Genomic DNA, 11,952 nt, shown 5'->3' with positions numbered 1-11,952 from the left:
CGTCAGCGCAACAAATCCCGTACGTCCGCCAGCAGGTCCACCTGGTTGCGCCAGTCGCCGCCCGCGATGTCCACCAGGACGCGGGTGACCCCCGCGCCGCAGTAGCGGTGCAGGTGCTCGGCGGCCTCCCGGCAACCGCCGGTCACCGGGACGTCGGCGAAACGCCCCGGCCGGCCGCCGTGCGCCGCGGCGAGATCCGCCGCGATGTCCGCGCGGCCGGGCAGGCCCGGTTCCCCGCCGAGCGCGCCGGTGGTGCCGACGACGACGGCCGGGGCCGGGCGGCCCGAGGCGGCGGCGAGTTCCGCCAGCTGCACGGTGCCCTCGGCCACTTCGGCGGCCGACGCCAGGGAAGGGAACCAGCCGTCACCCAGGCGCGCGGCGCACCGCACCGCGGTCCGCGAGGTGCCGCCGATCCAGACCGGCGGCATCGGCACGGCGGGCGCCGACTCCGCCGCCGCGTACCCCGGTTCGTACGGCAGTGCCACCCGCTCGCCCGCGAGCAGACGGGGCAGCAGCCGCAGCACCGCGTCGGTCCGGCGCTCCCGCTCGTCGTACGGAACACCGGCAGCCGCCCACCGCTCGTGCCCGGCGTCCGTCCCCACGGCCAGCACCAGCCGCCCGTCCGCGACGTACTGAAGGCTCGCCACCTGCTCGGCGGCCCGCACCGGCGGCAGGAGCGCCGGTGCGCACGCCTCGCCGACGACGGTGATCCGCTCGGTCGCGGCGGCCGCCGCCGCCACCGCCACCGCGGCGTCGAGCGACGGTGTGCCGGAAACCGGCCCGCCCCGGTGCGCGACGAGATCGAGCCCGGCCAGTTCCGCGTGCCGGGCCGCCTCGGTGAGGGGGAGCTTCTGCTCCCGCTGCACGGTCAGGGACGGCAGCACCACACCCACTGCCAGGCGGCCGGGCCGGACCGCGGAATCCGGGAGAAGAGTCATGGGGTGACGATGCAACTTCAAGGGGGCTTGAGGTCAAGGGGCGGCCGGCGCGACACCGTCCTCCAGCTCCACCGGACCGCGGCCGCGCGCCAGCGCGTCCAGTGCGGCCCGCATCCGCAGCGCCATCGACGGGGACAGCCGGGGTTCGGCCTCCTCCCACGTCATCAGGGACCAGGACAGCAGCTCGCTCTCCTGGAGGCGGACGGCCGCCAGTTGCTCCGCGTCCAGCACGCCTCCGTCGTACAGGTACGACACCAGCGGCGGCCGTGCGGTGCCGCGCACCCAGTCGACGGCCAGCAGCGCGCCCGGCTCCAGATCCAGGCCGATCTCCTCGGCGGTCTCCCGCCGCGCGGCCTGGCGGGGCGACTCGCCCTCGTCGGACTCGATGGTGCCGCCGGGCAGGTTCCAGGTGTCGCGGTAGTTCGGCTCGACGTACAGCACCCGGCCGTCGGCGTCGCGGAAGATGACACCGGCCCCCGCGAGTACACGAGGAAGACCGGCGATATAAGTGGCGTAGTCCGTAGTCATACGTCGAGCGTAGTGGGGTCGGCGGCGGGGCCTGCGGGCCGTCTCACCGGTCCGGTGCTGCCGCTCAGGCGTCGTAGCGGTAGAACCGGGTGTGGTCGACGAGGTCGGCCGGGGACATCGTGTGCCAGGGGGCCAGCGGGGTGTGGAGGCCGGGCACGTCAGGTGCGGGTTCCAGCGGGAGGTAGTGGGGGACACCGGGATGCCGCCGCTGCCACTCGGCCCAGATCTTGTCGATGAAGCAGTGGTGGAGGAAGAACACCGGGTCGTTGGGCGAGCCGATGAAGTCCATGTGGCCGCCGACGAAGGCGTGGGCGGAGCCGTGCAGCTTGCCCCAGTCCCGTTCCCACGGGAACTTCGCATAGCCCTCCAGGTGGTTGCGGAAGCTGCGCTGGGAACGGGACTGGCCGCTCAGGTGGTTCCACGGCGGACAGTCGTAGACCGGCAGGGCGAGGGCCGCTTCCAGCTGCCGGGCTGTCGAGAGGACGCCGGGACGGCGCAGGGCGCGGGTGAGGAAGTGCCGGTCGTCCTGGGTGTAGTGGCCGTTGAGCCACGCCACGTCGTGGCCGGTGGGCCGGACGTCGACCCCCAGCCGCCAGCCGTTGCGCCGGGCGAAGGGGCCCGCGGTCACCTGCCGGTCGCCGGGCCGCCCGTCGCCGCCCATGAAGTCGTCGGCCCACAGCGGCGATTCCCGGCCGCGGTCGCTCGTCCAGTCCCAGTACGGCAGGGTGACAGCGGGGTCGATCGCGCGCAGTTCCTGTTCGAAGTACAGCAGGAACTGCCGGTGCCAGGGCAGCAGGGAAGGCGTCAGGTGCGCGGTGCGCCGCCCGTGGTCGCGGTGGATGTAGTCGTGCGAGTTCAGCCGGATGTGGACGGCGACCAGAGCGTCGTACACGCCGCGCCGCTTGGCCTCCAGGACGGCGTCCACGAAACGGTGCCGCTCCTGCGCGGTCAGCGCCAGGTGGTTCTTGCGGACGTACGGGCGGGCAGGGGGCGCGGGGCCGGGCGGCACCACGGGCCGCGGCCACGACCGGAGCGGCGGAGGCGGCAGCAGCCGAGCGCCCCGCAGCCGCCGCACGGCGCGGCGCGCGGCGGCCAGCGGGGTCCGGTCGAATCCGTAGTGGCACAGCGGGGACAGGTAGGCGTCCGCTCCCATCCGCATCAGGTCCAGTGCGCGGCCGTCGATCGTCACCCGGGCCGTGCCGTGCGGGGCGTCGATGCGGATCGTCCGGCCCAGATACCGCTCGGTGTACGGGCGCGAGCCGCGCGGGCCGGCTGCCGTGGGCAGCAGGGCCGCGGCACCGGCCGCCGTGGCCCCCGCGAAAACGTCGCGCCGTCGCACCGGGCCCCCTTCGCCTCTGTCCGGACCTTCGCCCTTGTCCGGAGCTTCACCCCGGCCGGGGGCCCGGACGCCTTCCCCGGCCGAATGCACCCGAACAGGTGACGCGGAGGCCCCGTCTCACCAGCGGTCCAGGAGCAGCGCGGCCAGCCGCAGATACGCCCGGTAGGTCTCCGGGGCGAGCCAGGACAGCTCCACCACGCTGCCGGTGGCCAGATGGCCGTCGCGTGGCACCATGACCACACCGCGGCACCGCGAACTGAGCCCGCGCACGGTCGCCGGGTTCAGCGTCCAGCCGGCCTCCGGGCGGCTGTGGTTGAGCACCACCACCGCGTCCGCCGCCAGGTGCGGCAGACCGAGCGTGAGCAGCCGGTCCATGGACCGTTCCGCGTGGGTCAGCCCGGCCGGGTCGGCCCGGGTCACGATCACGACGCGATGGGTGCGGTCCAGCACGGCCTGCGGGAACCGGTCGGTGTCGGCAAGGGTGACGGGGCAGTACGGCTCGGCCAGCGCGGTCACCGTCGCGTAGTCGCGGTCGGTGAACTGGGCGGGCGTGCCCGACCCGTGGTGCACGGAGTCGTTGGCCAGCACCAGCAGCCCCGACCGGTGCTGGGACACGAACAGCCGGAAGTCGCCGAAGCCGCGCACATGTCCGGCGGAACGCGCCAGGTCCGTCAGCCGGGCGTCGGTGTCGCGGTAGACGCGCCGCGCGATGCGGATGTGGCTGCCGGCGTGCCGGTCCGCGTCGACGGCCAGGACCGGCTCCCGGCGCTGCTCGGCCAGCAGCGCGCCGAGCACGGCCGTCGTCGTGGTGCAGCCCACCCGGTCCTTGAGGGCGAGCAGCGCGATGTGCAGGGGGCCCGATACCGGGGCCCGGACCGTGGCGAGCAGCTGGTCGCGTTCGGCGTCGGTGTCGCTGCGGTCCGGCTCGGGGAGCTCCGGGCTCAGGCTGGGGGGCGGGCCGGAGGGGCGGTCGTCCGCACCGGCGCGGGTGACCGACTCCGGCAGGTAGCCGGCGAACACCTCGGCCACCTCGGCGGCCGTCGGCCGCGCCTCGGGCTCGTCGTCGATGCACCGCAGCAGGATGTCCCGCAGGCCGCCGTCCAGCTGGAGGAACTCCTCCTGGGTGAGCAGGACGTCGCGCCGGTACCACCGCCAGGACCGGCCCGTCGCGGCGTCGACGAGGATCGTACCGAGCGCGTACACGTCGCCCGCGGCGATCCGCGACTCGCCCCAGGAGGTGACCTCCGGCGCCCGGTGCGGCGAACGGGTGGGCATGGCCAGCGGCGACGCGCTGGACTCGCCGTCGATACGGGCCGAGGTCCACTCCAGAATCCGTACCGTCTCCTCGGTGACCAGCACGGTCCCGGGTGTCAGCGCGCCGTGCACGATGTTGTTGCGGTGGCAGCGGCTCACCGCGCGCGCCAAGTGCCATCCGAGCCACGGGAACAGCGGCGAGTCGTACAGGGCGCCCGCCGCGCGCAGCAGCGCGCGCAGCGTCGGCGCGGGCAGCTCCGTACTGAGCCGGTCCAGCCGCAGCGCGATCCACGGCACCGGACCCTCCATGTCACTGGCGACCACCTCAGGGGCGTAGACCCCGCCCATGCGGTGCAGCGCACGCCACTCGACGCCGAGAAGTTCCCTGGCCATCGGCCATTTGACGGACTGCGAGACACGCAGCAGCACTTGCGCGCCCGTCTCGTTCTCGCCGATGTACGCATTGGGCACACCACTGGACTCGCCGCGCAGCCGCAGGGTGTACGGGCCGAGGGAGTGCAGGTCCTGAAGCCGCAGCGGCAGCCAGGACGGCGCCGTACCCGACGTGTCCGGCAGCCGGGCCTCCTCGTACGTCTCCGGCGGCAGCGCCTGGATCTGCGCCATCGGCCGGGCACCGAGGTGCGTCAGCAGCCGGTCCTCCAGCCACGCGAACGGCCGGGTGCCGGGCAGGAGTTCACCGGTGCCGGACGGGTGCGCCAGCCACGCCGGGAAGTCCGGCGAACGGCCCACCAGGCGCGCCAGCCGCTCGGTGACCGCACGCGTGGTGCGCAGCAGCTCGATCGGGGAGGCGGTGTCCAGCAGAATCTCCTGGGTGCCTTCGGCGAACTCGAAGCTGAGGTGCTGCGGCTGCGCGGCGTCGGCGGGCCCGGCGCGGCGCATCAGCCCGCCGAGGAACACCTCCGCCAGATGCGACGTCTCGGCGGGCCACGGCACCGCGGCCTGCACGAGCCGCATCACCGGCACCGTGATCGGCGACACCGCGGCCAGGTGCGCGGCCAGCCGGTAGGCCGGGGCGGAGGCGGCGTCGCGGAAGCGCAGTACGGCATCCGCCGCGTCCGGGGTGCGGGTGCCCGCCTCCGGGCGCACTCCGGGAACGGTGGGCGGGGACAGCAGCGGCAGCTCGGCGCTGGCCCCGGGCGAGGCCACCAGCCGGGCCCAGGCGGCGACGGCCGCGCGGCGCGGCTCCAGGACGGGGACCGGGACGCCGGGGAAGTCGTCGGCGAAGCCCGCGGGCAGCAGCGCGTTGGCCACGTCCCAGGTGTCGTTGGCCGCGCCCCGCTGCCGGGTCGTCACCCGCCACGGCTCGGCCCGCAGCCCCGAACCGCTCCACATGTGGGCGGGCAGCGCGTGGACGACGGCGGTGGGGCCGCGGCGCGCCCAGCGCTCCAGGGCGGTGTGCAGCGTACCGTCGCGCCAGCAGGAGCCGACGCCGTCGCTGACGACCAGGATGAGGCTGCGGCCGGACGGATCGGCCACCGACGCGGGCGACAGCAGCGCCGGATCGGGGTCGAAGGGGCGGGCCCGCAGCCGGGGGCCGTCCGGCGACCGGCTGTCCAGGCCGTGTACCCGTACGTCCCGGAAGGCGCCCAACTGCTCGAACAGAGCCCGCAGTTCGGCGGCCAGGCGGCGCCAGAGCAGCATGGACACGCCGTCGTCGATCAGCAGCGTCAGATCCAGCCACCGCTCGCGGGCGGGCCGCGTCACCACGTCCGGCAGCCCGGTCTCCGCCATCGCCGCCACGGTCGCCGCGTCGTCCAGCTCCTGGCGGTCGCGGCGCGGCCGCCGCTGCTTGAGCGGGCGCAGGGCACGGCTGAGCCGGAGTTCCTCGTGCCCCAGCGCCTTGTTCTCCGGTATGCGTACGGGCAGCGCCCCGGCGTCCCCGTGCCCGGCCCGCGCGGCGGTGCCGGAGAACTCGACGGCGCCGCCCGCCGAGGCCGCGGCATGCAGGGCACCGGCGAGCTGGGAAGGCGACGCCCGGCGCCGGGCCGGTCCGGCATGGGCCGGGGCTCGCGCCCGGCCGGACGCGCCCGCGGCCGTACCGTCCGGGAGCCGGCCAGACTCCCCGGGCGGCGGCACCCGGCCCTCGCCGGAGTGCGGACCGGCCGGCTGCGCCGGCAGCGCGGCCAGCGGCACGGACCCGTCGCGGGGCAGCCGCCCGGCCAGCCACAGGACGTCCAGCAGCTCCAGGGTGGAGAGGTCGTAGCCGGTGACCGCACCGACCTGCTCGAAACCGGCGCCGCCGCCCGGCACGGTCACACCGTTCCGCCGAGCCGGTGCAGGACCGCCCGCAGCAGCCCCTGGGCGTCCAGGTCCACGCCGCCCTTGCGCAGGAAGACCGCGTTGAGCAGCTGGTCCGTCGCCAATTCGCCGTGCGCCCGCTCGTTGACGAAGGTGTGCAGGAGGTCGTCCATTCCCCGCAGGGCCGGCTCGCCCATGTGCGCGGCGACGATCCTGCGCAGCTGGTCCTCGTCGGGTTCGGGCAGCGCGAGCCGTACACAGCGGCGCAGGAACGCCGGGGGGAAGTCCCGCTCACCGTTGCTCGTGATCACCACCACCGGGAACTCCCGGCAGCGCACCAGACCGCGCGTCACCCGCACCCGCCCGCTGTCCGTGCCGTGCAGCAGCACCTCGACCTCACTGCGGTCCTCCGGCAGCCGGGACAGCTCCGGAATCTCGAACTCGCCCTCCTCGAAGACCATCAGCAGGTCGTTGGGCAGGTCCACGTCCCCCTTGTCCAGCTCGTCGACGAGCAGCACTCGGGGGACGTCACGCGGCACCAGCGCGGTGCCCAGCGGCCCCAGCCGGATGTACGTGCCGATGTCCGGCTCGGGGCCGGTGTGCTCCTGGCGCAGATGCGTCTCCCGCAGCCGGCCGATGGCGTCGTAGTCGTACAGCGCCTCCTTGAGCACCGAACGGCTGTTGACCGCCCACTGGAGCACCGGCCCCAGGCTCAGCTCGTACGCGATGGCGTGCGCCAGCGACGACTTGCCGGTGCCCGGGTGGCCGGTCACCAGCAGCGGGCGCCGCAGATGCAGCGCCGCGCTCACCACGTCCGCCTGGGCCCGGCCGATCAGGTACGGGCGCTCCTGCCGCCCGCCGCCGTCCGCGGCGCCGGGCGCCGTGAACTGCCGCCAGGGCGGCGCCGGGGGCAGCTTGGCCCGCCGGGGGGTACGGTCGCCCCGGAAGAGCCGCCACGCGTCGTTCTCCGTCATCGCCGATCCGCTCCCGCCGTCCTCCGTCGGTTTCCGCCGCGGCCCGCGCCCCCGTACCGCGGTCCGTACGCCCCTCCCCTCACCCCTCGGGCCCCGCGCCCGGATCGGCCAGCAGCAGCTCGTCCGGCAGCGGCAGCTCGGCGTCCTCCCAGACGAGCGCGGGCCGGGCCGCCTGCGGCGGGTCCATGTGGGCCCGTACCCGGAAATGCCGTACCCGCTCCGGCAGTTCTTCCAACGGACCGGACGGGCGCGACGGTTCCAGGCGCGCCGCCTGCCGGTGGTCGACCGCCTCCCGGTCCCACAGCACGATCGGCACCCCCATGAACAGGCACACGTTCAGCAACAGTGCCCGGTGCTTGGGCGGTCCGTGCACCACGACGCTGCCCTGGTCCCGGTGGGTGGTCTTCAGCATCCCCATCAGCTCCCGGTCGCTGGTGACCTGCTCGTCGGCGATCAGCGGCCCGGTGCGCCGCCGGGCCTCCCAGCGCCGGCTCAGGTCGTGCCGGGCGGTCTGCGAGTGCCGGCGCATCTGAGGGCAGCGCAGGACGACGAGGAAGTCCTCGCCCAGCGGCGCCGGGTACAGCTCGCCGGGCTCCGCGCCGTCCCACTCGTCCACCGGCAGTTGCAGCCCGTCCGGGCCGACGGCCACCGCGACCATCGGCACGCCCCGGCCGGGGCGCTCCGCGCCGCTGGCGACGGTGCGCACCAGCCGGGCGATCTGCGTGCCGTCCAGCGGGCGGTCGTCGCCGGACCCGGCCCGCGCCGTCGTACCGTCGTCCCGCACCCGCCACACCGAGCAGCGGTAGCGGTCCGGCGGGTCGTCCGCGTGCCGGGTCAGCTCCACCAGGATGCAGGTGCCCGCCGACGCGGTCCGCGCGGCCCAGCGCGCCGCGTCGGCCCGCCGCTCGTCCAGCGCCGAGGGATGGACACCCAGCCGCTGGGCGACCCTGGCGCTCCACTCCCGCAGCACCTCGCCCGCCAGCCCGCCGACCTCCGCAGCCACGTACTCCATCACCCGCACCAGCGAGGGCAGCCGGGGCGTCTCGTTCGGTACGGGCCCGCAGTCGCCGGGCCACTTCTCCAGCGCGTGCAGAGCGGCGGGTACGGCCGTGGCGGCCAGCCGCGCGCCGTGCAGCGGCGCGGGCAGCGTCATGAACTGCAGAGCCGCGGCGGCGGCCCGGGGGAGCAGCCCCGGGTCACGGGCCGTCAGGTCCGTCAGCTTGGCGAGCAGCTTGCGGTGTTCGCCCACCGACAGCAGACCGGCCGCCTTGACGGCCCGCCCCAGGCCCAGCAGCCGGTTCAGCTCGGCGCGCGTCCCGCTGTCGGTGACAGTGCGCGCGAGCGACTCGGCCAGGGTCGGCAGTGCCCGGCGCTGCGTGTACAGGACGGTGGCCAGCTCCTCCACGGTCGGCGCCGAACCGTCCGCCGGGGTCCGCAGGCCCAGCTCCGCGCCCAGGGCCGTGGCGTGCGCGGCGCGCTCCGCGGGCACGCCGAGCAGTGCCTGCACCGGACCGGCCAGCATGTCGCGCAGACCGCTGTCCTCGGGGAAGGACGCAGCACCGGGATCGCCCGTCGGCAGCAGCCCGCCCGCACCGGCCCGCGCCAGCTCGGCCTCGATGGCCTGCCGGCTGACGCCCCAGCTGCGCCGCACCGTGTGCTGGGCGGAGAACGCCCCGACCGGCGCGGTGATCCGGCCCATCACCAGGCCGACCGCGGCGGCGTCGCGCAGCGACCACAGGGGGCCGCCGCTGTAGCCCTCCTCGACGGCAGCGCCCGACAGCTGCCCGTCGAGGTAGCCCACCGAGCCGTCGCAGGCGCCCACCCGCACATCGGCGTAGGTGAACGGCTGCCCGCCGCCGTACCAGGCCCGTACCTCCTGGCCGGTGGCCATGTCCGTCCAGGGCAGCGGGCGCACCGGGGCCTCCGGCTGCTCGTCCAGTTCCAGTACGGCCAGATCACCGGCCCACTCCAGGGCCCCGTCGGGCGCCGGTCCGGCCCGGCCGACAGCGCGCGGCGCCACCCACACGGTCAGCCGCGCGGACACCGCCGGTGCGGGGGACAGCACGGGGAAAGCGACGTCCAGGCGGACCGCCCCCGGGTCGTGAGGGCTCAGCGGCCGTACGCCGAGCGCGATGTTGACCACGTGGGCGCAGGTCAGCAGGTACCGGTCGGTGAGGTAGACGCCCGCGCCCGCCGTCCGGCCCCGCCCGGCGCCCTTCATGCCGATCACCCCGGCCAGCGCCCCGCGGGCGTCCGCAGGGGGCTCGTCCGCGGGCACCGTGAACCAGCCCACGGCTCAGTCCCGTACCGGGAACTGCCAGCTCGCCGACACGGTCATGCTCGCCTGGCCGCCGCTGCCCACGATGCCCAGCTTCAGGTCCTGGCCGATCTGCACGCCGAAGGTCACGGCCAGCTCCTGCGGCGGGTCGGGCGCCGCCCGCACCGCGTCGTGCACCTGCTGGAGGACCGGGCCCAGCGGACTGAGCACGGCCCGCAGCGCGTCGGCCGCCGCGGCGGTGACCCGGGCGCCGCTGCCCACCGGTGTGACGCCGCCGATCCCGCCGGGCAGGTCCGCGTCACCGGGCCCGCCGGCCGGTTCTCCGGCGGCCGACAGCTCCACCCGGACGGTGGCGTCGTCGAACGGGAACTCCACATAGTCGTAATGCGGCACAGGGCTCATTGTGCCGATCAAGTCGCCCTGGGAACAGGCTCGTTCACCGATCGGTACGCGTCCGGTACCCGGGCCGTGCCGCCCGGCGCGCGGGCCGGTGCCACCGACGCCGTTCCGCTTGCCGGGCCGCGTCCCGGGCGCGCCCTACGGCTCCGGCGGCCCTTGCCCCGGCGTGCCCGTGTCGTCGCCCGTCCGCTTGGCGTCCGCCGCCCGCCGCAGCCGCGGGTGCCGGGTCGGCCCCTGCTCGGTGATCGTCTCGCCGACGATGGCGCGGACCGCGCTGCGCAGCCCGTGCATCGCGTGGTGCCGCGCCGGGCCGGCGCCCGGGTCCTCGCGCAGCTCCTTCAGCAGCGCCCAGCAAAGTGCCAGCATCACGAACACGAACGGCAGCGCGACCAGGATCGTCGCCGTCTGGAGGGAATTGAGCCCGCCGGCCACCAGCAGCACCGCGGCGACCGCGGCCATCAGGATGCCCCAGGTGACCACCAGCCACGTCCGCGGGTGCAGCGCGCCCCGGCTGGTCAGCGACCCCATCACCAGGGACGCGGAGTCGGCGCTGGTGATGAAGTACGTCATCACCAGGATCATCGCCACCCAGGAGGAGACGGTCCCGGCGGGCAGCGCGTCCAGCATCCCGAACAGCGACGCCTCGGCGTCCTTCGCGTTGCCCGCCAGGTCGGCCAGGCCGCTGGCGTCCAGCCGGATGGCGCTGCCGCCCATCACGCAGAACCAGATCATCGTCGCGCCGCTCGGCACCAGCAGCACGCCGAAGAGGAACTCCCGGATGGTGCGCCCGTGCGAGATGCGGGCGATGAACGTACCGACGAACGGGGCCCAGGACAGCCACCACGCCCAGTAGAAGATCGTCCAGGCGCCGAGCCAGCTCGCGTCGGTGAACGCGCCGGTCCGCGAGGCCATCGGCAGCAGGTCGTTGAGGTAGCCGCCGACGCTCGCCGGGATGCTGTCCAGGACGTACACCGTCGGGCCGAGCACGAAGACGAACAGCATCAGCAGCGCGGCCAGCACGATGTTCAGGGTGGACAGCCACTTGACGCCCTTGTGCAGACCGGAGAAGGCGGACCCCACGAAGGCGGCGGAGAGCGCGGCGATGATGATCAGCTGTACGGCCGTACTGTCCGCGGCGCCCGTGGTGATGTTGAGCCCCCTGCTGACCTGGAGGGCGCCCAGGCCGAGGCTGGTGGCCGTGCCGAAGACGGTCGCGAAGACGGCCAGCAGGTCGATCAGGTGCCCCAGCCGCCCGCCGGCCCGCCGCTCGCCGATCAGCGGTACGAAGGCGGAGCTGAGCCGGTTGCTGCGGCCCTTGCGGAAGCCCGCGTAGGCCAGGGCCAGGCCCGCGATGCCGTAGATGGCCCACGGGGTCAGCGTCCAGTGGAAGAACGAGTACTCCAGTGCGGTACGGGCCGCGGCGCCGCTGTGCGGTGTGACGCCGGTCGACGGCGGCGGGGAGACGTAGTGCTGCAGCGGTTCGCCGACGCCGTAGAACATCAGCCCGATTCCCATACCGGCGCTGAACATCATCGCGATCCACGCGAGATTTCCGAATTCCGGCTCCGCGTCGTCCTTGCCGAGCCGGATGCGCCCGAAACGGCTGAAGGCGATGAGGAAGCACAGGACGAGAAAGACATCGGCGGCCACCACGAAGAGCCAGCCGAAATTGCCCAGCACCCAATTCAGTGCGGTGTCGGTCACCGATTCGAAATTCTTCTTTCCCAGGGCTGCCCAGGCCACCACCGCGAGCACCGCGGCCACCCCGACGCCGACCAGGACCAGATCGGGCGGCGGATCGTGCGCCGCGTCTCCCGGCACGGAATTCGGCGTCGGTTCCTCGGATGTCTGCACGCTCATGGCGTCCCACTATGACCGGAAAAGCGACGCTTCGCCGGATGGGCGCGCCGTCCGGCGTCATCGGTCCCTGTTCGCCGGCCACCGCGCCGGATAAGGTCGCAGCGGCGCGACTGCCAGTTCGAA

General features: G+C 74.6%; 8 protein-coding genes. All 8 read right to left on the bottom strand.

The features are described from left to right. Positions 1-2: 2 nt before the first annotated feature. Positions 3-938: an LLM class flavin-dependent oxidoreductase gene (locus A6A06_RS25285; RefSeq protein WP_073763613.1), complete on the bottom strand. Its 936-nt coding sequence runs from the start codon at positions 936-938 to the stop codon at positions 3-5. A gap of 33 nt (positions 939-971) precedes the next feature. Next, positions 972-1,466, bottom strand: coding sequence for an NUDIX domain-containing protein (locus tag A6A06_RS25280; protein WP_073763612.1), 495 nt, complete (start codon positions 1,464-1,466; stop codon positions 972-974). Between the two features lie 64 nt (positions 1,467-1,530). Continuing rightward, positions 1,531-2,805: a tyrosinase family oxidase copper chaperone gene (locus tag A6A06_RS25275; protein ID WP_073763611.1), complete on the bottom strand. Its 1,275-nt coding sequence runs from the start codon at positions 2,803-2,805 to the stop codon at positions 1,531-1,533. A 117-nt stretch (positions 2,806-2,922) separates the two neighbouring features. After that, entirely contained in the window at positions 2,923-6,336 is a 3,414-nt protein-coding gene (locus tag A6A06_RS25270) for an SAV_2336 N-terminal domain-related protein (protein WP_079194325.1), read from the bottom strand. After that, complete coding sequence (locus A6A06_RS25265) at positions 6,333-7,292, bottom strand: AAA family ATPase (protein ID WP_073763610.1); 960 nt, start codon at positions 7,290-7,292, stop codon at positions 6,333-6,335. The genes A6A06_RS25270 and A6A06_RS25265 overlap by 4 nt, the downstream gene beginning before the upstream one ends. A 79-nt stretch (positions 7,293-7,371) precedes the next feature. Next, a complete protein-coding gene (locus tag A6A06_RS25260; protein ID WP_073763609.1) occupies positions 7,372-9,585 on the bottom strand; it encodes a VMAP-C domain-containing protein in 2,214 nt (737 codons plus the stop codon). A 3-nt stretch (positions 9,586-9,588) separates the two neighbouring features. Beyond that, entirely contained in the window at positions 9,589-9,972 is a 384-nt protein-coding gene (locus A6A06_RS25255; RefSeq protein ID WP_073763608.1) for a CU044_2847 family protein, read from the bottom strand. A 135-nt stretch (positions 9,973-10,107) separates the two neighbouring features. Continuing rightward, positions 10,108-11,829 (bottom strand): BCCT family transporter, encoded by a 1,722-nt coding sequence (locus A6A06_RS25250; RefSeq protein ID WP_073763607.1) that lies wholly within the window; start codon positions 11,827-11,829, stop codon positions 10,108-10,110. Positions 11,830-11,952: the final 123 nt, after the last annotated feature.

Origin of the sequence: Streptomyces sp. CB02923 (assembly GCF_001905005.1) — a bacterium.
GTDB lineage: Bacteria > Actinomycetota > Actinomycetes > Streptomycetales > Streptomycetaceae > Streptomyces.
The sequence above is the reverse complement of the archived record's forward strand: the minus strand, read 5'-3'. Positions and strand labels throughout refer to the sequence as shown.

Excerpts from the sequence above, each read along its gene's own strand:
- A6A06_RS25280 (WP_073763612.1), bottom strand. The coding sequence starts at position 1,466 with ATGACTACGGACTACGCCACTTATATCGCCGGTCTTCCTCGTGTACTC.
- A6A06_RS25265 (WP_073763610.1), bottom strand. The coding sequence starts at position 7,292 with ATGACGGAGAACGACGCGTGGCGGCTCTTCCGGGGCGACCGTACCCCC.
- A6A06_RS25255 (WP_073763608.1), bottom strand. The coding sequence starts at position 9,972 with ATGAGCCCTGTGCCGCATTACGACTATGTGGAGTTCCCGTTCGACGAC.
- A6A06_RS25285 (WP_073763613.1), bottom strand. The coding sequence starts at position 938 with ATGACTCTTCTCCCGGATTCCGCGGTCCGGCCCGGCCGCCTGGCAGTG.
- A6A06_RS25250 (WP_073763607.1), bottom strand. The coding sequence starts at position 11,829 with ATGAGCGTGCAGACATCCGAGGAACCGACGCCGAATTCCGTGCCGGGA.